The 25,571-nt window shown below is 60.7% G+C and carries 21 protein-coding genes; 11 read left to right on the top strand and 10 right to left on the bottom strand.

Translation table 11 applies throughout. From position 1 onward, the window contains the following. Window positions 1-4 precede the first annotated feature (4 nt). From WB650_RS24375 to gmd, 9 genes are all read left to right on the top strand, one after another. Complete coding sequence (locus tag WB650_RS24375) at window positions 5-1,177, top strand: glycosyltransferase family 4 protein (RefSeq protein WP_422301499.1); 1,173 nt, start codon at window positions 5-7, stop codon at window positions 1,175-1,177. After that, window positions 1,158-2,258: a CgeB family protein gene (locus WB650_RS24370; RefSeq protein ID WP_422301497.1), complete on the top strand. Its 1,101-nt coding sequence runs from the start codon at window positions 1,158-1,160 to the stop codon at window positions 2,256-2,258. The genes WB650_RS24375 and WB650_RS24370 overlap by 20 nt, the downstream gene beginning before the upstream one ends. Next, the gene (locus WB650_RS24365; RefSeq protein WP_423962377.1) at window positions 2,251-3,762 is read left to right on the top strand and encodes a hypothetical protein; all 1,512 of its coding nucleotides are present in this window, start codon (window positions 2,251-2,253) and stop codon (window positions 3,760-3,762) included. Before WB650_RS24370 ends, WB650_RS24365 begins: the two co-directional genes overlap by 8 nt. A gap of 5 nt (window positions 3,763-3,767) precedes the next feature. Continuing rightward, window positions 3,768-5,012 (top strand): glycosyltransferase, encoded by a 1,245-nt coding sequence (locus WB650_RS24360; RefSeq protein ID WP_422301493.1) that lies wholly within the window; start codon window positions 3,768-3,770, stop codon window positions 5,010-5,012. Beyond that, window positions 5,013-6,785: a carbamoyltransferase gene (locus WB650_RS24355; protein WP_422301491.1), complete on the top strand. Its 1,773-nt coding sequence runs from the start codon at window positions 5,013-5,015 to the stop codon at window positions 6,783-6,785. 57 nt (window positions 6,786-6,842) lie between these two features. After that, window positions 6,843-7,865, top strand: coding sequence for an NAD-dependent epimerase/dehydratase family protein (locus tag WB650_RS24350; RefSeq protein WP_422301489.1), 1,023 nt, complete (start codon window positions 6,843-6,845; stop codon window positions 7,863-7,865). A gap of 6 nt (window positions 7,866-7,871) precedes the next feature. Beyond that, the gene (locus WB650_RS24345) at window positions 7,872-9,203 is read left to right on the top strand and encodes a glycosyltransferase family 4 protein (protein ID WP_423962375.1); all 1,332 of its coding nucleotides are present in this window, start codon (window positions 7,872-7,874) and stop codon (window positions 9,201-9,203) included. 19 nt (window positions 9,204-9,222) lie between these two features. Beyond that, window positions 9,223-9,585, top strand: coding sequence for a D-lyxose/D-mannose family sugar isomerase (locus tag WB650_RS24340; RefSeq protein WP_422301485.1), 363 nt, complete (start codon window positions 9,223-9,225; stop codon window positions 9,583-9,585). Window positions 9,586-9,722: 137 nt separating this feature from the next. Continuing rightward, window positions 9,723-10,739 (top strand): GDP-mannose 4,6-dehydratase, encoded by a 1,017-nt coding sequence (gene gmd / locus WB650_RS24335; RefSeq protein ID WP_422301483.1) that lies wholly within the window; start codon window positions 9,723-9,725, stop codon window positions 10,737-10,739. Window positions 10,740-10,748: 9 nt separating this feature from the next. Here gmd and metH read toward each other — a convergent pair whose 3' ends face one another. Beyond that, window positions 10,749-14,279: a methionine synthase gene (gene metH / locus WB650_RS24330; protein ID WP_423962373.1), complete on the bottom strand. Its 3,531-nt coding sequence runs from the start codon at window positions 14,277-14,279 to the stop codon at window positions 10,749-10,751. 52 nt (window positions 14,280-14,331) lie between these two features. Here metH and WB650_RS24325 point away from each other — a divergent pair, with 52 nt between their 5' ends. After that, complete coding sequence (locus WB650_RS24325) at window positions 14,332-14,574, top strand: hypothetical protein (RefSeq protein ID WP_423962371.1); 243 nt, start codon at window positions 14,332-14,334, stop codon at window positions 14,572-14,574. A gap of 49 nt (window positions 14,575-14,623) precedes the next feature. Further along, window positions 14,624-15,544: an NAD-dependent epimerase/dehydratase family protein gene (locus WB650_RS24320; protein WP_423962369.1), complete on the top strand. Its 921-nt coding sequence runs from the start codon at window positions 14,624-14,626 to the stop codon at window positions 15,542-15,544. Between the two features lie 130 nt (window positions 15,545-15,674). Here WB650_RS24320 and WB650_RS24315 read toward each other — a convergent pair whose 3' ends face one another. The 9 genes from WB650_RS24315 to WB650_RS24275 all read right to left on the bottom strand — a co-directional run bounded on the left by WB650_RS24315 (window position 15,675) and on the right by WB650_RS24275 (window position 25,571). Then, the gene (locus tag WB650_RS24315; RefSeq protein ID WP_423962367.1) at window positions 15,675-16,760 is read right to left on the bottom strand and encodes a Zn-dependent alcohol dehydrogenase; all 1,086 of its coding nucleotides are present in this window, start codon (window positions 16,758-16,760) and stop codon (window positions 15,675-15,677) included. Between the two features lie 26 nt (window positions 16,761-16,786). Next, window positions 16,787-17,872 (bottom strand): Zn-dependent alcohol dehydrogenase, encoded by a 1,086-nt coding sequence (locus WB650_RS24310; RefSeq protein WP_422301473.1) that lies wholly within the window; start codon window positions 17,870-17,872, stop codon window positions 16,787-16,789. Between the two features lie 144 nt (window positions 17,873-18,016). Beyond that, the gene (locus tag WB650_RS24305) at window positions 18,017-18,679 is read right to left on the bottom strand and encodes a hypothetical protein (protein ID WP_423962365.1); all 663 of its coding nucleotides are present in this window, start codon (window positions 18,677-18,679) and stop codon (window positions 18,017-18,019) included. Window positions 18,680-19,313: 634 nt separating this feature from the next. Then, window positions 19,314-19,739, bottom strand: coding sequence for a hypothetical protein (locus WB650_RS24300; RefSeq protein ID WP_422300666.1), 426 nt, complete (start codon window positions 19,737-19,739; stop codon window positions 19,314-19,316). A gap of 119 nt (window positions 19,740-19,858) precedes the next feature. Further along, window positions 19,859-21,400 (bottom strand): hypothetical protein, encoded by a 1,542-nt coding sequence (locus tag WB650_RS24295; RefSeq protein WP_422300667.1) that lies wholly within the window; start codon window positions 21,398-21,400, stop codon window positions 19,859-19,861. Window positions 21,401-21,405: 5 nt separating this feature from the next. After that, window positions 21,406-22,965, bottom strand: coding sequence for a hypothetical protein (locus tag WB650_RS24290; RefSeq protein ID WP_422300668.1), 1,560 nt, complete (start codon window positions 22,963-22,965; stop codon window positions 21,406-21,408). 12 nt (window positions 22,966-22,977) lie between these two features. Next, on the bottom strand, window positions 22,978-23,832 hold the full coding sequence (locus tag WB650_RS24285; protein WP_422300669.1) for a class I SAM-dependent methyltransferase: 855 nt from the start codon (window positions 23,830-23,832) through the stop codon (window positions 22,978-22,980). A gap of 6 nt (window positions 23,833-23,838) precedes the next feature. Beyond that, on the bottom strand, window positions 23,839-25,188 hold the full coding sequence (locus tag WB650_RS24280; protein WP_422300670.1) for a glycosyltransferase family 39 protein: 1,350 nt from the start codon (window positions 25,186-25,188) through the stop codon (window positions 23,839-23,841). A 113-nt stretch (window positions 25,189-25,301) separates the two neighbouring features. Next, window positions 25,302-25,571: an HU family DNA-binding protein gene (locus WB650_RS24275; protein WP_422292440.1), complete on the bottom strand. Its 270-nt coding sequence runs from the start codon at window positions 25,569-25,571 to the stop codon at window positions 25,302-25,304.

The following is a 25,571-nucleotide window of genomic DNA, read 5'->3' as shown; positions in this document are numbered from 1 at the left end:
ACAGGTGAAAGTCGCGGTTGGCAGCGCCGGTCCTTTTTACACGTTCGATCTCGCGCGGCAGCTCGATCGGCTCGGCCATCTCGAGCATCTCTACACCGCGTATCCGTCGTGGAAAGTGGACGGGCTGCCGAAAGAAAAAGTGAGCACGTTTCCGTGGCTGATGGGGCCTGCGATGCTGGCAAATCGTTTCGGCTTCAACCGGGTGCGCGACCGCCTGAATTTTCCGATGATCGAGACGTACGATCGGTGGATGGCGGAGCGGATGGCGCCGTGCGACGTATTCCATTGCCTATCCAGCTTCGGCTTGCAGAGCCATCGAGCGGCCCGCTCAAGGCATGGGGCACTGACCGTATGCGATCGCGGTTCGACTCATATCGAGTATCAGAACGAAATCATGCGCGAGGAATTCGAGCGGTTTGACGCGCACTTCCCCGGTATCGATTCGCGCGTCGTCGAACGCGAACTGGAAGAGTACGCGTTTTGCGATCTGATCTTCGTGCCATCGTCGTTCGCGATGCGCACGTTGGTCGACAAGGGCGTTCCGCGCGAGAAGATTCGACTCAATCCTTTTGGCGTCGACCTCGCGATGTTTCGTCGCCAACCGAAAGGCGATCGCACTTTCCGGGTATTGTTCGTCGGCACGGTATCGTTGCGAAAAGGGTTGCCCTATCTATTCGAAGCGCTGGCGGGATTTGGACATCCTGAGGTTGAGCTGTGCGTGATCGGAGCGCTCGAGGCCGAGATGCGTCCGCTCATGGCGAAGTACGAAGGGACTTATCGTTACCTGGGAGCCGTGCCTCGTGGCGAGTTGCACAAGCATTACAGTCAAGCGTCGGTATTGGTGCTGCCGTCGATCGAGGAAGGGCTTGCCCTGGTGCAGGCGCAGGCAATGGCTTGTGGCGTGCCGGTAATCGCAACCGAAAATACCGGCGCCGCGGATTTGTTCACGGACGGTGTCGAGGGTTTCATCGTGCCGATTCGCGACGCCGGGGCGATTCGAGAGAAGATTCTGACGCTATACGAAAATCCCTCGATGCGAGAGCAGATGGGCGAGGCGGCGCTGGCGCGGGTCACAAGGATCGGCGGATGGGACGACTACGGCGTGCGCGCGGCGGAGTATTATCGCGATGCGCTGGAGATGAGAGCGGGCGAGGCCAATGCGGATTCTCTACGCTGAAACGACCGCGTATGCGCCGTCGAGCGCGCACTTCCTGGAGGCTCTGGAAGCCAGTGCGGCGCGCGGCGAGCATGAGTTCCGATTTCTCGACGAAGCGGACTTTATCAAGAGCGCTCGGTCGATAGCGGAGCGGATAGCGGATCGAGTCGCGGGCCGCCCGCTGAGCGGCTATCAGCAATTGAATCGCGCGCTGATCGAGAACGCGGCGGCCTTCTCTCCCGATATGATTTTGATCGGCAAGGGCCGCTGGTTTACTCCGGTGGCGCTCGAAGCGGCGAAGAAAGTCAGCGGCGCGATGCTGGTGAACTGGGCGACTGACGATCCGTTCAACCGCGCCGACAATTCGCGCGAGCTGCTCAAATCGATTCCGCTGTACGATCTGTACGTGTGCACTAAGAAGGAGATAGTGAGCGATGTTCGGCGCGCGGGATGCGCCGACGTCGCGTACGTGAGATTCGGCTACAAGCCCGAGGTGCATTTTCCAGAAGCGCCGGCGACTGACGAGGAGCGCGAGCGCTTCGCATGCGACGTGATGTTCGTCGGCGGCTGCGACGCGCATCGCATTGAGTATTTCGAAGCGCTGATTCGCGCGATGCCCGACGTGAAACTGCGCCTATACGGAGCCTACTGGGAGCGCGCGCGAGCGTTGCGGCCGTACGCGCGCGGATTTGCCGTGGCGCGAGACTATCGGCTTGCGGTCGGCGGCGCGAAGATAGCGGTGAACCTCGTGCGGCGCTCGAATCGTGACGATCACGTCATGCGCACGTTCGAAATTCCAGCGTGCGGCGGCTTCATGCTCACCGAGAGATCCTCGACTCACGAAGAATTATTCCAGGAAGATCATGAAGCCGGGTTTTTCGGATCGCCTGACGAATTCGCCGCTAAGGTCCGCAGCTATCTCCCGCGCGACGAAGACCGGGCCAGAATTGCCGCGGCGGGGCATCGCAAAATTGTGCGAGGGCGACATGCTTACGGCGATCGGCTCGCGGAAATCATCGACGTCGCGCGAACTTTGAAGGGATCGCAAAAGCTGCTCCCTGCGGGCACTGCGCAAAGCCGCGAGTTCGAATCGAATGGCTGAACAGTTCGAATCGCGTCCGGGGGACGAGTGGTATGCGTTGGTCAGCGTGCCGAGGCCGGGGTCCGCCAGCCTCGGCAAGGCAGTGATGCTGGCTGCCTCGATCGCAATCGCTCTGATCGCATTGAACTTTTACGCGCCGGGCTCGCCGACGCTGCTGGAGCGGGCGTTTGCGTCCGCGATACTTGCATCGCTGGCGCTTCCGGTCTGGCTCTGGATGTCCGGGGCGGATCCGACGATTCCATTCATGCCGTTCCTGACGTTGGTCTTCGCATATTACTTTGCGCTGCCGGTCTTCCTGTTGAGGAAATTCGCCACCGCATTGTTCAAACCGCCCGTTCCCGAATACTACATCACGCTCGCGCTTGGATACTCACTAGTCGGGCTCTATTGTATGTTTGCCGGATACTATGGACCGGCGAAATGGCTATTCAGCCCAATACTACCTCGATTCAATTTGCAATGGCGTGACCTGCGAGCGGTAAAGCCATTCGCGCTGATTCTCGGGTTCGGCGGATTGTTTGCGTCACACGTGGTCGAGTTTCTGCCGGAGAGCCTGGCGCAGATCGGTGTATTCGCGGCTGACTTGTCGATGGTCGGAATCTGCATGCTGGTCGCGCTTCACCTGGCCGGAAAACTAGATTGGCTAACGGCGGCATTTCTCTGGGGATTTCTGATTCCGGTCCGAATCGCAATCGGACTGGGCACCGGCTCCGCTGCCAGCGGCCTGATTGTGGGCATTGCCGTCGCGATGATGTTTGCTTCTGTGCGCCGATCGATCCCGTGGAAGATGATGGCGCTCGGGACCGTCGCGCTGTTTATTCTGCGGCCTGCCGAAGCGCCATACCGCATGGCGATCTGGGGCGGCAGGTTGTCGGACGCAAGCATGATCGAGAAAGCGCAAGTATTCGGAAATATTGTTTACCGCATCACCGTCGGCGGAGCGGTACCGCCACAAGTTCTGATCGACATTGCGAGCTTGCGACTGGCGCAGTTCACTGTGTTCGGCGAGGTAATCGCAGACACGCCGGCGATGGTGCCGTTTTGGGAGGGCGAGTCTTTCTACCCAATCCTGTTCAAACCGATTCCGCGCTTCATCATGCCGGACAAGCCCGAAGAAGTGAGTGGAAGTTGGTTCGGACATCGATACGGAATAATCACGCCGGAAAACATTAAGACGTCCATCAATCTGCCGCAGATAGTCGAGTTGTACGGGAACTTCGGACTCATCGGGGTGATCGTGGGGATGTTTATCTTCGGGCTCATCTATCGCCTGCTGCTCGAGATGTACGTTCACCCCGGAATGGGGCTCGGCGCGCTGGTCGGCGGCGTTTACGTTTCGTCCAAGTTGATCGACATCGGGTCGGCCACCTCGCTCACCTTCGGCGTGATTCCCTGGAGCATGGTTTTGATCGGGCTGATTCATTTGATCGTACAGCTCGCCGAGATTGACGCGCGGTCGCTCGACTTGCGCGCGCCGGCGACTGCAAGGGCGCGTACGACTTGACGCCGTTGACGCAAAACGCGGCAGCGAATTTGGCGTCGATCGAGCCGCTTTCGCACGGCGCCGATGACGCCGCTGTGCGCGTCCTGCACGTAACTCCCTTCTTCGCGCCGGCGTGGGTTTACGGCGGACTGCCTGAATCGGCATACCAGTTCGCGCGGCACCTGGCGCGCGCCGGCGTGACGGTTCGGGTGCTGACCACGGATGCGAACGGATGGGGACAGCGGCTGGATGCGGCGTCGATGGCGGCATACGCGCATCGCGACGGAATCGAAGTTCGGTACTGCGCGCGCGTCGCGCGCCAGTCGGTGTCGCTCGAGTTGCTCGGCGCACTGGCGGAACAGGTGCGATGGGCCGACGTGGTCCATCTGCACGCCGCGTATTCGTTTCCGACAATTCCGACGTTGCTCGCCGCGCGGATGCTGAAGCGGCCGGTGATATGGACTCCGCACGGCGCGCTGCAGCGCTGGAGCGGATCGCGACGCGTGGGGTTCAAGTCGCTGTGGGAGAAGGTCTGCGTAGCGGTTGCGTCGCGCGAGTTGGTCCTCCATCTGACATCGGATAACGAGGTTGCGGAAACGCGATCAAGATTTCCGCGTGCCAATATCAACCTGATTCCCAACGGGGTCGAATTTCCGCAAACGCTTCATCGCGAGCCGCGAGGCACACAACTTAAGCTCGGATTTGTAGGGCGTCTCGATCCCAAGAAGGGAATTGAGAATCTGCTCGCCGCTTGCCGCATCGTGAAGGAACGGAGTGGGCCGGATTTTGCACTCGCAATCGCGGGTTCGGGTTCGAGCGAATACGAAGCGCAGCTTCGCCGCGAGATCGATCGGCTGGAACTGGGCAACGAGGTCGCGATGCTTGGCGATGTTCGCGGAGAGGAAAAACGGCGGATGTTCGAGCGGACTGACGTCGTGGTGGTGCCGTCGTTCACAGAGAATTTCGCGATAGTCGTAGCCGAAGCGCTTGCTCACGGCGCCGCCGTGATTGCGAGCAAAGGCACACCGTGGAAAGAAGTCGAGCGCGTCGGCTGCGGGCTCTGGGTCGGCAACGATCCAGTGAGCCTCGCGGACGCGATCGTCAAAATGAGCTCAATGCCAATCGCCGAGATGGGCGAGCGTGGCCGGCGCTGGATGGCGGCAGATTTTTCGTGGGAGAAATGCGCGTCGGAAATGATCGCGCTGTACAGAAACATCCTGACGCAGAGCAGTGACCGGCGCCTGGCAACAGCCCTCTCGTCCCACTCATAAATGTTAATCGTTGGAATTAATGCCTATCACGGCGATGCTAGTGCGGCCGCGATTGTGGACGGCCGGCTGGTGGCGGCCGCTGAAGAAGAGCGGTTCACGCGTATCAAGCACGCGGCCGGGTTTCCCACCGAGGCTTTGAGGTACGTGGTGAAGGCGGCGGGCGCGACGCCGCGCGAGATCGACATGCTGGCTGTTGCGCGCGATCCGTGGGCGCGAATTATGCGCAAGGCGTGGCACGCGTTCAAGATGCCGTTGGTTGCGCGCGACCGGCTGAGTGCGCAATCGCACTTTGCGTCGATCGGTACGGAAGCCGCGCGCGCTCTGGGAGCGGGAGAGAGCTCGATACCGGTGGGACGCGTCGAGCATCATCGCGCGCATCTGGCGAGCTCGTTCCTGGTCTCGCCGTTTGACGAGGCGGCGCTGTTCTCGATCGACGGCCTGGGCGACTTTGCCAGCGCGATGTGGGGCGTAGGGCGCGGAGACAAGATTTCGCCGATGGGCGTGGTGACGTTTCCGCATTCGCTCGGAATGTTCTACACCGCGTTGACGCAATACCTCGGATTTCTGAAATACGGCGACGAGTACAAGGTTATGGGGCTGGCGTCGTACGGCGAGCCGGAAGTGCTCGAGGAGTTCCGCAAAATAGTGATCGCGCCGAACGGCGGGCGCATGGATTTCATGCTCGCGCCCGAATATTTCACCTATCAGAAGTCGGGCGCCGAAATGACTTGGAGTGCGGGCGAGCCGACGATTGGAAGGCTCTACTCGAATTTTCTTGCGACTCGGCTGGGTGCGGCGCGCGATCCGGCCGAGACGGTGGACAAGCGGCATATCGCGATCGCGGCGTCGATGCAGCGTCGGCTCGAGGAAGTGATTCTTGATCGCTTGCGAAGCCTGCAGCGCGCCACCGGACTCAAGAAGCTGTGTCTCGCAGGCGGCGTCGCCTACAACTGCGTCGTCAACGGCAAAATTTTGGAGCAAACTGGCTTCGAAGACATCTATATACAGTCGGCTGCGGGAGACGCTGGACTGGCTATTGGCGCGGCATTCGATCAATGGCATTCGAGCGCGCCGCGACAGCGTGAATTTGTGATGGAACATGCGAATTGGGGGCCGGAGTTCCACGCCGACGAGATCGCCGCAATACTCAGTTCGCGCGAATCTGAAATAGCCAGTCAGGGCTGCGTGATTAGCCAGATCGAAAATGAAGACCAACTTTGCCGCCTGACCGCGGCGACGATCGCTGAGGGGCTCGTCGTGGGATGGTTCCAGGGGCGGATGGAATGGGGTCCGCGCGCGCTGGGTAATCGCAGTATCCTGGCCGATCCTCGGCGGGTCGAGATGCGCGACATTCTCAATTCCAAAATCAAGCGGCGCGAGATGTTCCGGCCGTTCGCACCTTCGATTCTCGAGGAAGCTGCCGGTGACTACTTCACGCAGTCGTATGCGTCGCCGTTCATGTTGATGGCGTATTCGGTGCGGCCCGAGAAGCGCGCTGCGATTCCAGCCACCACGCACGTTGACGGGACCGGACGCTTGCAGACAGTGAATGAGCGCCAGAATCCCTTGTATTACAAGCTGATCCGCGAGTTCGGCCGTCAGACTGGCGTGCCCGTGCTGCTCAATACTTCGTTCAACGAGAACGAACCGGTGGTTTGCCGCCCGGAAGAAGCGCTCGATTGTTTTCTCAGAACCAAAATGGACCTTCTGGTAGTGGGCCAGTTCACCGTTCGCCGAAGCTGCGAAAATCAGCTATCGTCGGCCCGCCAGTAGCGTCGTAGGAGCAGTGCGTGGGGGAGGGTTTCGTCTCACGCCGGAGGGGAGCACTGAATGAAGAGAGTCCTGGTTACGGGAGCTGGTGGCTTCATCGGCCACCATCTGGTGAGTTACCTCAAAAAGAAGAGCTACTGGGTGCGTGGGGCGGATCTGAAATACCCCGAATATGAGCCGACTGCGGCGGACGACTTCGCGCTGCTGGACTTACGCCGTTGGGAAGACTGCCTGCAAGCCACCGATGGAATCGACGAGGTGTACGCGCTCGCCGCCGACATGGGAGGCATGGGATTCATCTCGGCGCATCACGCGGAGATTCTTCGCAATAATTCGCTGATCAACATTCATACCCTGGATGCGGCGCGCGAGAATGGCGTGAAACGATACCTATACGCTTCGTCCGCATGCGTTTATCCCGAGTATAGGCAGACCGACGCCAACGTCACTGCCCTCAAAGAAGAAGACGCCTATCCGGCACATCCCCAGGATGCTTACGGCTGGGAGAAGCTGGTGACTGAGAGGCTATGCACACACTACCTGGAAGACTATGGGCTGGAGACGCGCATCGTGCGCTTCCACAACATCTTCGGCCCGCTGGGCACGTGGGATGGCGGCCGCGAGAAGGCGCCCGCGGCGCTGTGCCGCAAGGTGTCGCTAGCCAAGCATAGCGGCAGTTTCGAAATCGAGATTTGGGGCGACGGCGAGCAGACGCGCTCGTTCTGTTACATCGACGATTGCGTCGATGGCATTTACCGGCTGATGCGGTCGAACCACAGGGAGCCGCTCAATCTTGGCCAGGATCGGTTAGTAACTATCAACCAACTCGCCGACATGGTCGCTAAGATCGCCGGGATCAAACTAGCAAGGAAGCACATACCGGGACCGCAAGGAGTGCGCGGCCGCAATTCGGATAACACACGCTTGCGCGAAGTCCTTCGATGGGAGCCGCAGATAAGCCTCGAAGAAGGTCTTAGACGTACCTACCTATGGATCGATAGCCAGGTCCGCGCGGCCGAGCGTGGGGCTCTCAAGTCAGTGCCGAATAGATCGAGCGTGGGGCGCCCAGTGTCCGTATCGTAGTCGCGAATGGCTAGCGCAGGAAAACGAACGGCTTTTTCCGCGGCGCCGACCGAGTCGGCCCGGGAGTTGGACTTTTTTGAAGAGGCATCGGAGCGCGAATCCTCCGTCACGTCGAACGTTCCTGTCAACCGGACGCGAGTGCTGTTCCTGAACCGTTCGTTCTGGCCGGACCGCGAAGCCACCGGCCAATTCCTGACCGAACTCTGCGATGATCTTTCGACAGACCATGAAGTCACAATCGTGGCGGGACCGTCGTATCATACGAACGACGGGAACACCGCCGGCTTTCGTTTGTGGTCGCGTGAACGTCGCGGCAAAATCACGATCATTCGCACCTGGGGCACCAGATTTTCAAAGACCAATCTCGCTGGCCGCCTCGTCAATCTGGGTAGCTACTACCTATTGGCGGCAATAGTGGCATTCCGGCTGCCGCGGCCGGATGTGATTGTCGCGGAGACCGATCCTCCACTGCTTGGCGCGTTGGCCGCCGTGCTGAAACGGCGCTGGGGATGCCGGCTGGTCTACAACGTGCGCGATCTCTATCCGGATATCGCGGAAGTTACCGGCGGCGTGCGCAGTCCGTTCCTGCTCGAGATGCTGCGCCGCGGCAACGATTACGCCTATAAACGCGCCGATCTGATCGTGACTCTCGGCAATGATATGGCGCGGCGAATCATCGACAAGGGCGTGCCGCCGGACAAGGTCGTGGTGGTTCCGGATTGGGTCGACTGCGGGCGGATTCGTCCGCTCGACTGCAATCCGTTCCGCCGCAGTTTCGGCGACAAGTTTGTCGTGATGTATTCGGGCAACATCGGATTGTCGCAGCAGTTGGAAGGCGTGCTCGAGGCGGCGGACAGGCTGCGCGATGATGAGCGAGTTTTATTTGCTATAATCGGTGAGGGCGCGCGCAAGCGTTGGCTCCAGGAGCGGGCGCAGGCGATGGGATTGACCAACGCGATTTTTCTGCCCTATCAGCCGCTGGAGAAACTTGGCGAGTCGCTGAGCGCCGCCGATCTCCACCTGATACCGCTCGCGCCGGGCGCGGCCGGATGCCTGGTGCCGAGCAAAATTTATGGAATCCTCGCGGCGGGCCGCCCGTTCATCGCGATGATGGAAGAAAACGCCGAGGTCGCGCAAATCGCGCGCAATGCCAAAGTTGGTTTTGTCGTGCGCCCGGGTAACGTCGAGGCTCTGATCGATGCGATTCGCGAGGCGGTCGATTCTCCCGAACATCTCAAGCAGATGGGTGCGCGGGCGCGCCGCCTGGCGGAACTGCGGTTCGATCGAATCAAAGTCACCAGCATGTTCGGCTCGATGTTGACCGGGGTCACAGCGTAGAATCTTAACTGGAGAAAAAATGAGTCGAGCAAGACAACCGGTCCGAATCGTACCCAAGGGATGGGGCCGCGAAGTTTGGATCGCGAATGGCGATCTCTACTGCGGAAAAATCCTGGAAATTCGCAAGGGCAAGAAGTGCTCGCTGCATTACCACAAGATCAAGAGCGAATCGTTTTATCTGCGCACCGGCAAGCTCCTCGTGCGAGTAAAAGCGTCGCCCGAAAGCGAGACTATCGAGGAGTTCGAATTGGTGGCGGGCGAATGCATGGACGTCCCGATTGGATTGGTGCATCAGATGGAAGCGATCGAGGACGCCGAACTGTTCGAATTTTCCACCCAGCACTTTGACAGCGATTCGCATCGGCTGGTGCCCGGCGACTAGCGCGGTACTGGTGCAAATCGATCTATGTGCCTGTATGGGCGCGGCAGAATACGCCGCGCCTTTGTTGTTTGTGCGGAATGGTTTGCACTCAAAAGGACGTGGTATATTCATCCGTCGCTCCGCGATAAGGAATCTGGATGGCGCAAGTAGCATTAATCACCGGCGTGACCGGGCAGGATGGCTCATATCTCGCCGAGTTTCTGCTGAACAAGGGCTACGAAGTGCACGGGATGGTGCGGCGCACTTCGAGTTTCGCGACCGGACGAATCGATCATCTGCGCAAGGGCTTCGGCCCCGGATCCGAAGGTCTGCAACTGCATTATGGCGACCTCGGTGACGGCACTGGCCTTCGGCGAATCATCGAGCAGGTGCGTCCCGACGAGGTTTACAATCTCGCGGCACAATCGCACGTGCGTATCTCGTTCGATCAACCTGAATACACCGCCGATGTCGTAGGGCTCGGAACGCTGCGATTGCTCGAGGCTCTGCGCGATCACAACAAGCGTCGCGGACGCGCGTCGAAGCTTTACCAGGCGGGCTCGTCGGAGATGTTCGGCAAGATAACCGAGAATCCGCAGCGCGAGACCACGCCGTTTCATCCGCGCAGTCCTTACGCGTGCGCCAAGGTTTACGCGCACTGGCAGACGGTCAACTATCGCGAGGCCTACGGGCTGTTCGCGTGCAACGGGATACTGTTCAATCACGAGTCGCCAAGGCGCGGAGAGAACTTCGTGACGCGCAAGATCACGCGCAGCGCGACGCGAATCAAAATGGGCATCCAGGAGAAGCTGGCGCTCGGAAATCTCGACGCGCAACGCGACTGGGGATTCGCCGGCGACTACGTCGAGGCGATGTGGCTGATGCTGCAGCAGGAGCAGCCCGACGACTACGTAGTCGCGACGGGAGAGACTCATTCGGTGCAGGAGTTTCTCGAAGTGGTGTTCAATCGCCTGAAACTGAAGTGGCAGGATCACGTCGAGATCGATCAACGGTTCTTCCGTCCAGCGGAAGTCGATCTGTTGATCGGAGACGCCTCGAAGGCGAAGCGTCAGCTCGGTTGGACGCCCAAAGTTAAGTTCGAGAGGCTCGCTGAATTGATGATCGAAGCGGATCTCGAACTGGCCGAGCGCGAACTACGCAGCAAAGCGCAATAACGATAGTGGTTAGCTGGCGGCGCGGCTAAGTGGGGGCGCGCTTGACGGCGGCGGCTCGAGCCGTTCGATGTCGGCCGGTGAGAGGCTGAAATATTTAGCCTCAGGATGATGGAAGACGACGGCGCTGACGGCGCTCTCGGGATCCATCATGAAGCCTTCGGTCAACTGCACGCCGATCGCATTTTTCTCGACCTCGAGCAGTCGGAACAGTTGCTCCTGATCTTCGAGGCGCGGACAGGCAGGATAGCCGAACGAGAAACGCTTGCCATGGTAGTGCGCCTGCACGAGATCCTTGAGCGAGAGTCCCGGCGGATCGCCGATTCCCCACATCTGGCGAATCTTCACGTGCAACAGCTCGGCGAATGCCTCGGCGCCTTCGAGCGCGAGCACCTGCAGGATGTGCGAGCGGAGATAGTCGCCCTTGTTTTTCCAATCCTCCGCGAGCGCGCGCACGCCGGTGCCGATAGTCGTGACGAACATGCACAGATAGTCGGTGCGGCCGGAATCGCGAGCGGCGACGTAGTCCGCCAGGCACAAATACGGCGCTTCGCTCTGGCGGCCGAAGGTGAAGGACTCGAGCACGGTCTTGCCGTCCGGTGAAAAGATCATGACGGTGCGATCGCCGTCGGATTGCGCGGGGAAAAATCTGTAAACCGCGTTGGCGGAAATGTCGGAACGCGCGAGAATCTGTTGCGCGACTTCCTCGACGCGATCGTGCAGGTCTCGCGCCTTGGGGTCGCCGGCCTCGAACGCCTCGACGTAGTTTTGAAAACCTAGATGCTTCGAGTAGAGACTCTTGGGATTGATGTACTCGAAGATCTCGCCGAGATCGTAGTTACGGATCACGTGAGTCTTCAGGTCGGGCGGCTTCGGAATCTCGACGTCGCGACGCACCGATGAAGTGCGCGGCGTCGCGTCCGCTGGCGCGTCGACGACCTTCGGCGCCGCCTCGAGCATCTTCTTTGATTGCTCGGCGAGCACGTGCTTGAGCGATTCGCGGCGTTCGAAGTCCATGATCTGATTGGCCAGGTCCAAGCCGTTCATCGCGTCGTTGGCGTACGCGACAAGTCCCGGATACTCGGGCGCGATTTTCATCCGCGTGAAACGGTTCGACAGCGCGGCGCCGCCGACCAGGATCGGACAATCGATGCCCGCGGTTTTCAAGTCCTGCGCCGTCGCGACCATCATCTGCGCCGACTTCACCAGCAGGCCCGACAATCCGATTGCGTCGGGTCCATGCTCGCGGAACGCCTTGATGAGTTCCTCGGGGGGCACCTTGATCCCGAGATTCACGACGCGGTAGCCGTTGTTGCTCAGAATGATTTCGACCAGGTTCTTGCCGATGTCGTGAACGTCGCCTTTGACGGTCGCGAGAATAATCTTGCCCTTGGTCGCGCTCTCGGATTTCTGCATGTGCGGCTCGAGATGTGCGACCGCGGCCTTCATCGCCTCGGCCGATTGCAGAACTTCGGCGACAATCATCTGGTTGGCGTTGAACAGGCGCCCGACCTCGTCCATGCCCTTCATCAACGGGCCGTTGATGATTTCGAGCGGGCCGCGGATCGTCAGCGCCTGGTTGAGGTCGTCGACCAGGCCGTCCTTTGAACCTTCGAGGATGTAGCGCGCCAGGCGATCATCGAGTGGCATTGATTTCCGATCTTCGGCGGTGACCGTGCTTTTGCGCGCGCGGAAATATGCGGCAAACGCAGCAATCGGATCGTCGCCGCGCCACCAGATCAAATCCTCAGCGAGTTTGCGTTCCTCTTCGGGGATCGTCGGATAACGGTGCAGCTTTTCTGAATTAACGATCGCGAGATCGAGACCCGCCTGCACGCAGTGATAGAGCATCACGGCGTTCAGAACTTCGCGCCCCGCCTCCGGCAGTCCGAACGATACGTTCGAGATGCCGAGGACCGTCTTGCAACGCGGCAATGCTTCCTTGATCAGCCGGATGCCTTCGATGGTCTCGATGCCGGAGCCGATGTAATTTTTGTCGCCGGTGCCGACCGGGAAAACGAGCGGATCGAAGATGATGTCTTCGGGCTCGACGCCGTATTTTTCGGTCAGCAGCTTGAACGACCGCTGCGCTACCTCCAGCTTGCGCTGGCGGGTGACAGCTTGCGCCTGTTGCTTATCGTCGTCGATGCATCCGACGACGAGCGCGGCGCCGAAGCGGCGCGCGAGCGGCACGACCTTCTTGAAGCGATCCTCGCCGTCTTCGAGGTTGATCGAATTGATCAGCGACTTGCCCGGCGTGCGTTTGAGCGATTCTTCGATCACGCGATGGTCGGTCGAGTCGATCATCAGCGGCACTTTGACTTTTTTGACTTCGATTTCGAGGAAGCGCGTGACGTCGGCCATCTCGTCGCGATCGGGGTCCTGCAGGCATACGTCAAGGATGTGCGCGCCGCGGCGCACCTGCACGCGCCCGACTTCGGAAGCCTCTTCGACCTTGCCTTCCGCGATCAGCCGCTTGAACTTGCGGCTGCCGAGTACGTTGGTCCGCTCGCCGACGATCACCGGCCGCGTGTCGTTGTCGATGACCAGAGACTCGATGCCGGAGACGACTGAGCGCCTAAGTGTCGAGCGCTCCCGCGGACGCTTGCCCGCCACCGCTTGAACCAGCAGGCGGATGTGTTCGGGCGTCGTGCCGCAGCATCCGCCGACCAGATTAACCCATCCGTTTTCGGCGAAGCGCGCAATTTTCCCCGCGAGCATCTCGGGCGTTTCATTATAATGCCCTTCTTCATCGGGCAGGCCCGCGTTGGGCACGCATGCGACGAAGAATTTCGAGATGCCCGACAGAGTGCGCAGATGATCAGTCATGAAGTCGGGACCGGTCGCGCAGTTGAGGCCCATCCAGAGCAAGTCGCGATGCGCGAGCGAGGTGTAGAACGCCTCGATGTCCTGCCCGCTGAGCAGAGTGCCCATCGTCTCGATCGTTCCCGACACTGCGACTGCGGGCGCGACGCCGAGTTTCGCGATCGCAGCCTCGATAGCGACGAGGCCCGCTTTGCAGTTCAGCGTGTCGTTAACGGTTTCGAGCAGCAGGATATCGGCGCCGCCTTCGATCAACCCTTCGGCCTGAATTTGGTAACCGTCACGCATCTGGTCGAAGGTGACGCCGCCGGTGACCGAGATGCTCTTGGTCGTCGGGCCCATCGAGCCCGCAACGAAGCGCGGCTTGTCCGCAGTGCTGAATTTTGCGGCCTGCTCCCGCGCGAGAGTCGCGGCGATGCGGTTAAGCTCGCGCGTGTCCGGCTCGAGCCCGTATTCGGCGAGCACGATCGGACTCGCCTGGAAGCTCGCGGTCTCGACGATGTCGGCGCCCACTTCGAGGAAGCCGTCATGCATCCGGCGAATCAGATCCGGCCGCGTGCGGACGACGTTCTCGTTGCATCCTTCGTAGCGAGCGCCGCCGTAGTCCGCCGCGCTCAGATTCTCGCCGAGGACGAAGGTGCCGAATGCGCCGTCCAGAACGAGAATTCGTTCGGCGAGCAACTCCTTGAGGAGCTTGATCCTATGCGCATCGGTGGTCATTGTTGGATGCCCGTTTCGGATGCGGGCGGTAATCAACTAAGTTATCCTAGCGATGCAAAGCACGCAATTTTGGAGGCTGCGCGTGCGCTTTCGAGGGACCGGCGACGCGCGCTCGATAATGACGGGGCCATACGTGCCAATCATGCGAAAGGCCGTCGGCCAGACCATGACCGAGTATGCGCTGATACTCGCTGGGCTGGCGCTCGTCGCCTACGGGCTGTCGCCAACCTCGGGATACAATTACGTCGACGACGCGATCAACGCGTTGATCGGGAAAGTCGTGTCGTTCCTGTAGATGAAGGCTCGCTGCTCGGGCGCACCGAATTGTAGAGCCACTTCCAGCCATGACCACAAAATCGGAATCGCAGCGTCTCGTGCTGGTAACTGGCGGCGCGGGATTTATCGGATCGCATCTGGTGGACGCGCTCGTCGGTGCGGGTTTGCGCGTGCGGGTGATCGACAATTTTGCGACCAGCACGCGCCAATATCTGAATCGCGCGGCAGAACTGGTCGAAGCAGATATTCGCGACGCGTCGTCGATTGGCGATGCGTTCGAGGGCGTCGAGACCGTGTTCCATGTTGCGGCGTTGCCCCGGATTCCGCTCTCGATCGCGAAGCCGGTCGAAACGCACATGACCAACGTGGTCGGGACGCTGAACGTCTTGATCGCGGCGCGCGATCGGAAGGTCAGACGCGTGGTGTTTTCGGGATCGTCGTCGGTGTATGGCGAGCAGGCGAAGATGCCGCTGGTCGAGACGATGACGCCGAATCCGCTCAATCCGTACGCGCTCCAGAAATACGTCGGCGAGCAGTACGCGCGCATGTTCCATCGTCTGTTCGCGATGCAGACCATCACGCTGCGCTACTTCGGCGTGTACGGTCCGCGTATGCCGAGTGAGGGATCGTATGTGCTCGCAGTAGCGGCGTTCCTGAAGGCGCGGCGCGAGGGCCGGCCGCTCGAAATTTTCGGCGACGGCGAGCAGACGCGGGACTTTACGAATGTCAGTGACGTAGTGTCGGCCAACATGCTAGCGATGGACTGCGAGATTGCTTTCGCTGACGGGCGCGCAGTCAATATCGGGCGCGGCGAGAACGTCAGCGTGAATCGCATTGCGGCGATGATTGGAGGCCCGACTATTCATCGCGAGGGGCGCGCGGGCGATATGCGCGATACGCTGGCGGACCGCATGGAAGCTGAGCGAGTGCTCGGATGGCGTCCGAAGGTGTCGATTGAGGAGGGCATCGCGGAGTTGTTGAAAGGGTAGTTGATCCTCGGCAACCTAACCCCTAACCCCTTCCCATAGTGGGAAGGGGAACCGGAATTTAGGATTTTGAAAGGGCCGATCGGATTTTTCCTACCGGCCCTTTTTCCTTGATGCGATTTGAGCGGCGCGGTTAGTCGAACATCAGGACGGTGCGGGCTACCTCTCCGGCTTTCATCGCGCGGAAGGCTTCGTTGACGTCTTCGAGTTTGCCGCGGCGGGTGATCATGTCGTCGAGGTCAAGGCGGCCTTGCTGGTAGAGCTCGATGATGCGCGGCATGTCGATGCGGAAACGGTTCGATCCCATGAAGCATCCCTGGATGCGCTTCTCGAACAGCAGCGAGAAGCCGTCGACGTCAACCTTTTGCCCGAGCGGGACCATCCCGACAATCGTGGCGATGCCGCCTGGGGCGATCGATTCGTAAGCCTGCTCGGCTGCCACCTTGAGGCCGATCGCTTCAAACGAATACTCGACGCCGCCGTTGGTTAGCGCGCGAATCTGATCGACCGCGTCGCCCTTGGACGCGTCAACGGCGTGAGTCGCGCCGAGCTTTTTGGCGAGCTCGAGCTTGGCCGGGAATTTGTCGACTGCGATGATCATTCGCGCGCCTGCGATTCGCGCGCCCTGGATGATCGCGAGGCCGACACCGCCGGCGCCGAACACCGCGACAGTTGAGCCCGGTGCTACTTTCGCCGTGTTGAGTGCGGCGCCGACCCCGGTCATGACGCCGCATCCGATTAGCGCGGCGCGATCGAGCGGGACGTCGTCGGCAATTTTCACCAGCGCATTTTCGTGCAGCAGCATTTTCTCGGCGTAGCCCGACAGGTCGGCGAACTGATTGACCATCTTGCCTTTCTGCGAGAGGCGCGGCTTGTCGCTCGCGCCGCGTTGGGTGGCGGCCTTGTTCGAGCAGAGGTTCGGATGGCCGGACATGCATTCCTCGCAATAGCCGCAGAAGACCGACAGGCACGCGATCACGTGATCGCCCGGCTTGAGGTACGAGACCTGCGAGCCGACTTTCTCGACGACGCCGGCGGCCTCGTGGCCGAGGATCGCGGGCGTCGGCCACATGTACAGGCCGTCGACGAAGTGCAGATCGCTGTGGCAGACGCCGCTCGCGACCGTGCGCACGACGACTTCGCGCTCTTTGGGTTCGTCGATATCGACCTGCTCGATCGTGAGTGGCTGACCGGGACCGTGGAAGACAGCAGCTTTCATCTGGATTGCTCCTTGTTTTCAGTGAATCAGTTGAACATCAGAACCGTGCGCGCGACCTCGCCGGCCTTCATCGCTCGGAAGGCGTCGTTGACGTCCTCGAGTTTGCGGCGCTGGCTGATCATGTCGTCGAGGTTGAGGCGGCCCTGCAGATAGAAATCGATGTACTTCGGCATGTCGATGCGGAAGCGGTTCGATCCCATGTTGGAGCCTTGCAGTTTGCGCTCGGTGAGGAACATGTAGCCGTCGATTTCGACCTTCTGGCCGACCGGGATCATGCCGATCACGGTCGCGGTGCCGCCGGCTTTGAGCGAGTTGAAGGCCTGCTCGGCGGCTTTCTTCAAACCGATGGCCTCGAAGGAGTAGTCGACGCCGCCGCCGGTTATCTTGCGGATTTCATCGACCGGGTCGCTGCTCGACGCGTCGACGGTGTCGGTCGCGCCCAGCCGCTTGGCCATCGCGAGCTTGCCCTCGAACATATCGACCGCGATTATTTTGCGCGCGCCCGCGATTCGCGCGCCCTGGATCGCCGCGAGTCCGACGCCACCCGCGCCGAAGACTGCGACTGTAGAGCCGGGCTCGATCTTTGCGGTATTGAGCACCGCGCCGACACCGGTGGTGACGCCGCATCCGATGAGCGCGGCGCGGTCGAGCGGCAGGTCCTCGCGAATTTTCACGACTGCGTTCTCATGCAGCAGCATCTTCTCGCAGTAGGACGAAATGTCGAGAAACTGGTTGACGGGCTTGCCCTTCTGCGAGATGCGCGGCTTGTCGGAAGGATTGCGCTGCGTCGCGGCCTTGTTCGAGCATCGATTCGGATGCCCCGACATGCACTGCTCGCAGTTGCCGCAGAAGACAGACAGGCAGCAGATCACATGATCGCCCGGCTTCACATAGGTCACCTGTTTGCCGACTTCCTCGATGATGCCGGCGGCCTCGTGACCGAGCACCGCGGGCGCGGGGTACGGATAGAAGCCGTCGACGAAATGCAGATCGCTGTGGCATACGCCGCTGGCGACGGTTTTGATCAGGACTTCGCGGTCCTGCGGTTTGTCGAGTTCGACGTCCTCGATGCTGAGCGGCAACTTGGGCCCGTGGAAAACGGCGGCTTTCATCCTGAGTGCTCCTTGAGTGTGGCGATAATGTCGGCTGCGCGCGCGAACAATGCATCGTCGCGAAGGCAGTGACGAACACTTACTACCACACTGACGACGCATTTCCAGTGCTGGCTCGCGCCGCGCCTCAGAGATGTGAACGTTCTACCTTGAGACAAATAGCCTGCCGATTCGAAATACGATGTCTGAAAACCAGTCCACAATGGGTCCGAAGGCAGGAGAGAAGTGTCCTAGATCCCCCCGTAGCGCCAGCATCGTCAGAACCCCGAGGAACAGATAACTGAGAAGGTTTGATTTCGCAGTAACCTTCCAGACGATTTTCTGCGGAAAATCCGAAAGCCCTAAGTGGTTGATCGGTGCCTCGACCAACACTGAAACCGCGAAGCAGGGAATGGCAAAAAATAGGAGCGCAGCGGGGAGCATCCAGTGCAGGTCGTTTTCATAAGGAATCAGCCAAGGGGCCTGAACGGTCACTGAGTAGGCTCTGGCGCCTACCGTTCCCAACCCGCGTGCTGTGCCAAAAAAGAGCAATTCAAGTGTCGCGAGAAATACCCAAGTGAGCGGAATGCCAACAATCGCCGAGGCTAGATTACCCAGCGTAGCTGGCAGGAGAGTTCTCCGAAATGGAATTGAAAGGAGGCGGCAGTTAACGAAGGCTTCCACAAGGATGATTGGCACCAAGCCCATCCACAATGACGGCAAGAACGCAGCGACTAGCGGGACACCAGCATCTGCTGCTGCCGTCGCTGGCCTTAGGAAGAAAAAACATCCGAGCAACACGACCGCGACAGCGTGGCGGAGCTTCATCCGCGCCACCTTACAAGGATCGACAGAAGCGTCCAATGGTATTTTTTGTGCTCAGAATTGAACGAAGTTGGGACGCGATTTGAATCGGAGAAATCTGAGGCAGGTGAGTGCGTCCTGCTGGTTTTCGCCAGCCGAGTAAGGCCGCAAACCGCGATGAGAGTCGAACCTCGTCGGCGACGACGACGGCGATTTTCCGCGCAAGCGGGAGCGGGCGATACCCCGCGATACCCCCTTGTTTACGGCGGGCAGTCTAGCGGAATATCGATGTAAGGAAACACGACGTGCGGGCTCCGTCGATCCCTTGACCAAATGTGGCCGTTCGACATCGACCAACGCTTTGACCCTGTCTTCATCTCGTTTCTTTTGCTTTTGGGAATCTGGGGTTATTGGCGAACGAGACGACTGCCTTATTTGTTAATGGCTCAAACTGCCTTGCTGGTTATCGTAAGCGCCACGCTCACCAAAGGCAGGATGGCTTACACCGTTTACCTTGCACTGAATTACTTGCTCGCGATTTTCGTCTCTTGGTCGCTGATTTGGTCCCTCTTGAAGTTAAGGGCTAATCTAAGAGAGAAACGGACACTGTCTTAATTTCCCGCGCTCAGTGTCTTAATTCAGCCAGTACCGGGCGCTGTCAGCGTCTAAGAAACGAGTAGCCCCTTGGCGCGTGCTCTTTTAGATAGGTGCGCATCGTATCGAAACCGCGGTCGCGAACCGTGATTTGCCTGCCGCGCGGAGTCCGCTCTTCGATCCACCATTCGTTGGCAGCAAGCCTGATGTGGGCGATGATGTTCCTCCCAATCTCGACGCTGCCGCGACCGCCAAAATGGGTCAAACTCAGGTCGAACTCGCCGAGCAGTTCCTTCCAGTAGTCCCAGTTTAAGCTGAAGGGTCTCGACGTGGTTTGGCCATCAGGAATTTCCTGATCCTTGATCGCGTAGCGCTCCATCAGCGCCTTTTGCAGGCGGTACGCAGCCTCTCGCTCCGCCGCCAGGGCGCCCTTATCAGTACTGACCCTGCGTAATAGGGCTATCTTTCGCCGTGCGTCTTCGACCGTCATCGACACACCCCCCTAGGTTGGCGATTCATGATCAGAAGTAAATTACCATATCTCACCATAGTTGCAAGAATCTCTTGATGACTGGTCTAAGTTTAATTTCCTGCGCAGAACAGCAGATTTTAGGGAAAAAATGCACGCGTTGCCGTGCCTTTGAAGGGAACGCCGTCGAGGCGAGCGGCTGGAGAGTTCACACGCGCATAAAGACTCGCGGCGTCGTCGCGATAGATAAGGCGCCAATCGCGTTGCGAGTCCATCACCGTTGCCTCCCGGCCGCGCGGATTAGTCAGGACGAAGTCAGTCGGGTAGGCCTCGAGCGTGCGGGCGGCGCCGGCCTCGTCGCGGTCCAGTGCCAGGAAGTCCGCGATGACGGCCGGGGGATAGCCGAGGTCGTAGCGGCTGTCGATGAATACTTTCGTGCCGGAGCCGCCGTGCCAGATCACGAAGCCGCCCCATGCGTAGTCAGCCAGCACGTTTCCCGCGAGCGCATGGCGGTTCATGAAATTGACGGCGTCGGCAGGATAGCCGGGCGCAGCTATTCCGGGTTTGAGAATCCCGCTCGACCGTGCGATCGCAATCGCGACGATTGCGATCAGAGCTTCCATGACAAACCGACCCGCGCGCGGCGTCGCAGGAGCGGTCGCCTCATGCCGCCGAAGCAGCAGGCCGAGATGGTTGGCGAATACGGGCACGACGGCAATCGTTGCGATCGCGATGTTGCGCTGGGCGGCGAAGGCGGTCGCGAGCAGAACTGCGGCGACTGCGATCAGCGGTGCGTCGTTGCCTTTCGGCTTGAGAATCACGGATACCACTGCGGCGCCGAAAAAGGAGAGCACCAGGAAGAAATACTTTTTCTCGAGGCTGCCGCGGGGCGCGGTCGTCATCGAGGCGATTAGAGGTTTCCAATCGGTGATCGTGCCGGCCGTCGTCGGGTTCCGAATCGAGTAGATGAGCGTGAACCAGGTTTCGCGCGCGGGCGGGATCAAGAACGTGCACAAGGTAGATGCGGCAGCGGCGGCGGCGATCGCGAGAATGACGAGCCCTCGACGCGGTCCGCGACCCATATAGATGTCCTGCAGCAGCGTCGCCGTTCCGTAAACGCCCATCGCGGTGAGACCAATGAAAAATCCTCCGTGGAGATTGCTCCAAATCGCGACGATCGGAATCGCGAGCCACAGCGGCGCCGTGCCGCGCCAGTTGTGGCGGCAAAGCATTGCGACGATTGCCGACAGCGCGAAGAAATCAAATAGCTGCGGCCGGAACTGCATCGACGGCACCAGGATCACCGCCGCCACCACCAGAATTGTCGCCTGCACGCCTGCCGGCGCGCCGGTTTCGGACTCTGCGAGAACGACAAATGAAATCGTGCCGGCCGTGCAGATAAATTTGAGCAGCTTCAGCCCGAACGGCCCAAAGCTGTCGAAGAGCGAGCTCAAGATGACCTCGCTCAGCCATTCGTGATGCAGCCAGCGGAAGGTCGGCGCTGAGTACGAGTAGATGTTGGTGGACGGCAGTGATCCGTGCGCGAGCAGTTCGCGACCGGAGAGGATATGCACCCACAGATCGGCGTCGCTCAGCTGGCGAACGTCCGCGATCACGATCGCGAACAGAATGATCGCCGGTGAGTAGCGCCAGAGCGAGATGCGAGCGGGACCGGCGGTCATCGTGACTATGGAAAAAATGCCGGCGGCGACGTGCCGGCGAACGGCACACCGTCGAGGCGTGCGGCAGATGAGTTCGCGCGAGCGTAGAGGCGCGCGGTGTCGTCGCTGTAGATGAGGCGCCAGTCGGGTTGCGAGTCCATCACTTTTATGGCTGCCGAGTCTTCTTCGAGCAAAACGAAATCGTGCGGATAGGCCGCCAGCGTGTGCGCGCCGCCGTCGAGGTTGTTGGCGAGCTTCAACCAGTCCCAGACTACGGTGGGCGGATACGCCAGGTCGTAGCGGCTATCGATGAAAACTTTCATGCCGGGCGCGCCGTGCCAAATGACGTACTGGCCCCATCCGTATTGCGCGAGCACGTTGCCTTCGAGACCGTGACTTTGCATGAACTCGACGGCGCGCACCGGGTTTCCATTGGCGTCGATTCCGGGCGTCAGCACTCCGTCGTGCCGCGCGAACGTAATCGCAACCACCGCGATTAGGATTTCCACGACCCATCGTGCTGCGCGCGGCGCCTCGCGAGCGGTCGCGTCGGATGCGCTGGGAAGATCGCGCCGCCTGACCAGCAAGCCGAGATGGTTCGCAAACACGGGAGCAATCGTAATCGCGGCAATCGGGATGTTGCGTTCGGCCGCGAAGGCCGTTGCGAGCAGCAAGCCGCCGACTGCGACCAGCGGAGCGTCACCACCTTTCGGCGTCAGCAGCACAGATACGACGGCGGCGCTAAAAAAGAACAGCACCACGATGAAGTACTTCTGCGGGACGCTGCCGCTGTCCGCGGATTTCAGCGCGGCGATCAGCGGTTTCCAATCCTCGACCGCGTAATGCGTCATCGGGTTCATGATCGAGTGGATGAGCGTGTACCAGGTGTCGCGCGCGGGCGGAATCAGAAACGTGCACAAGGTCGATGCGGCAGCAGCCACGGTAATGGCGATTATGCCAAGCCCGCGACGCGGTCCCGCGCCGTCGACGACGTCGGCCAGCATGACAGTGGATCCATAAACCCCCATCACGATGATGCCGACAAAAAATCCGCCGTGAAGGTTGCTCCAGATCGCAACGATCGGAATCGCAAGCCAGAGCGGCGCAGAACCGCGCCAATTGTGGCGGGTCAGCAGCGCGAATAGCGCGGACAAGGACAGAAAATCGAACATCGTCGGCCGGAACTGGATAGCAGGCACCAGCATCAGCGCCAGGATCAGAAGGATTGGCGCCTGCACGAGCACCGGAGCCGCGGTTTCTGACATCGCGAGAACCACGAAGCAGAGAGTGCTTGCGGTGCACGCGAACTTGAGCAGCTTCAGGCCCAACGGTCCGAAGTGGTTGAAGATCGATCCCATCAAAACTTCGCTCAACCATTCGTGACGCAGCCACAAGTAGCCGGGCGCCGAATATGAATACGGATTTCCGCGCGGCAACGAGCCATGCGCGAGTAGCTCGCGGCCCCACAGCACGTGGCCCCAGAGATCGGGATCGCTGAGCTGGCGCGCGTCGGCGATTACGATCGCGAACAGAATCAATGCCGGAGAATAGCGGAATAGCGAGACGCGCGTCGGAGCAGCAGTCACTGTGGAATCCCGCTATGCACGCGCGCCGAAACAGATCGTCTCGTTGCTGAGTCGCACGACGCCGCCATCCGCCGCGTATTTCTGCGCCGACGAGACGACAGCGTCGCGCACATCGCGGGCGACCTCGGCCGGCATTTTTGAGAGCATCGCGCGGGTGCCGCCGATCTGTGCGCGGAAGTCCGCGAACGCGTCCGCCGATGGAAACTCAAACGTTACGATCTGCCGCTCGATCGTCACGTCGCGAAAGCCTGCACTGGCGAGCGCGCGCTCGAGGATCGAGGTGTCCGCGAGCCTGATCGGGTCGGGCGCGTTGGGCGGCGGCACGATTCCGGTAATGCGCCGTATCGCGTCGCGCGCGAGGCCGCACATCGGCACCTTGTCGGCCACCGACCAGACCGCAGTCGCGAAGTGTCCGCCAGGCTTGAGCGCGCGACGCATCCCGCGCACCACGCCGTCGAGATCAGGCATGAACATGAGGCCCCATCGGCACAACACGGCATCGAACGAATTCGCGTCGAGACTCAAGGACTCGGCGTCGGACTCGACCAGGTCGACGTTGGTCAGTCCTGCAGCGTCGATTCTCTCGCGCGCGATCGCGAGCATCCCCGGCGACATATCCACGGCGACGACTCGCCCCGATTGTCCGACGGCGCGCGCGGCAGTCAGCGCAGGCTCGCCGCTGCCGGTCGCGATATCGAGCACGCGATTTCCCGCGCGCACTCCCGCAAGCTCGACCAGCCGATCGTTGACCGTCTGCGCGGCGCGCTCGAACGTCGGCCACCATCGCTTCCACCCCTCGGCGCTGTCGTTCCACGCGGCCTTCTGCTGGCCCTTTATTTTCAAATGCTCGGGATTCGGATCGTTCATCGCAATTCACCTTCGCATCACAGTTACGCCGCGCAGCCGCGCGATCACCTGAGGATACTCACTTCTATATGATTGGGCGGCGCCAGGCGCGAGGTTCTGATTGCCAAGAATCAACACGGCGGCCGGTGCTGACGGATCATAACGAACGGCGCGATCGAGTTGGTCGGGCGGAAGGTAGTAGCGCAGCACCTGGATCGCATACGACGGAACGACGGTCATGACCTCGCCCGGTTTGAGCGCGGAGTCAGCCGCCGCGATCGCTTCTCGATACTGCGCGTCGTGCGGTTTGCGATCGTACGAAACGATATGGCCGAGCGAGAATGCGACTGCGAGTGCGAGCGCGCCGGCGCGGAGGAGATCGCCGGGCAGCTCGAAGATTCCCAGGGCCGCGAGGATGAAAAACGGGACGAAGCATGACAGCGCGTAACGCTCGACGAATACCGGTGCGATCGTGTACGACGCAGCGACCATCATGAGCGGAGGCGCCCACATCCACAGCAGCGCGAAGGCGATCGAGTCGCGAACACCGCGGCGCCATCCGCGGATCGCGCCCCAAATCGCCAGCGCCGCAAGAATCGGAAATGCGAAGCTGCCGGTGGCCTTGTTGAAGAGCGCTAAAGGCTCGTACCACGCGGGAAGTTTGCGCCATCCGCCGAGGCTTCCGGCAGAGGCCGCGTGCAGCGACGAGAAGAGTCTCGGCACGAGAATCAATCCTGCCGCGGTCAGCGCAATCGCGATTGCCCACCCGCGCCGCGCCTTCGCACCGTCGGGGCGCCATAATGCACGCACGATTATATAGAGGAGCCATAGGCCTTCGGTCGCGGGTATCAGGAGGGCAGCGAAGTTCGAGGCGATCGCGAGCGCCGTCAGGACTACGACTGCGGCGTAGTTCGCGAGGCCGCCGAGGCGCAGCGCGCGGAGGAACATCGCCACTTGCGCGAGGATCGCCGCGAGCATCAGCGGATACATCCGCGCCTCGTGCGAGTATTTGATCGTGACGAGATTCATCGCGAAGAGCAGAGCGCTGAGTCCTGCGACTATCGTGACGTCGTCGCGAGTCAGCGCGGATTCCTCGAACAGTTCGCACACAACCAGATAGACCAGCAGAATCGACGCGACGCCGAAGGCGGCAGACAGCGCGCGCATCGCGGCGAGGCTCGATCCGAAGAGCGCGATCCATGCGTGCAACAATAAGTCATGCACCGGCAGCTCGCCGGGATTCAGCGCGGGTTGACGCGCGATCACCTCGGCGGCTGTCGGCGCGGAGGCAGCCGCCCATGACGCGCCCTCATCGGGCGACATCTCGAGACTCCCGAGATTGGCGAAACGCAACGCGCCGCCTGCGGCGAGAGCCACGATGAGCAGGATGAGACTTAGCGCGCGGGCAGAAACGATCGGGCGGGAGGTCGTTTGATCGAGCGAACGATCAGGCGGTTGATCGCGCTCGTCGGCTTTGGATGCGGCCGTGGTCAGAGACCCTTCCTTAGCTGGGGCGCGGGACGAAAGCCTACCGTGCGCGCCGCGGGAATCGTCATCGGCGCGTTGGTGCGAGGATTGAACCCCGCGCGAGCTTTGCGCCGACGCACGGAAAAAGTTCCGAAGCCCGGCACCCAGAAGCGCTTGTCCTTGCGAATCGAGCGCGCGATTTGTTCGAAGGCGAGGTCCAAAGTGGCGGCGACCTGCTTCTTCGGCTGGTCGGTGGACCGCGCGATCATATCGATCAATTCCGCTTTGGTCAT

The organism is Binatus sp. (SeqCode) (genome assembly GCF_049584895.1).
In the GTDB taxonomy this organism is placed as follows: Bacteria; Desulfobacterota; Binatia; order Binatales; family Binataceae; genus Binatus.
The sequence above is the reverse complement of the archived record's forward strand: the minus strand, read 5'-3'. Positions and strand labels throughout refer to the sequence as shown.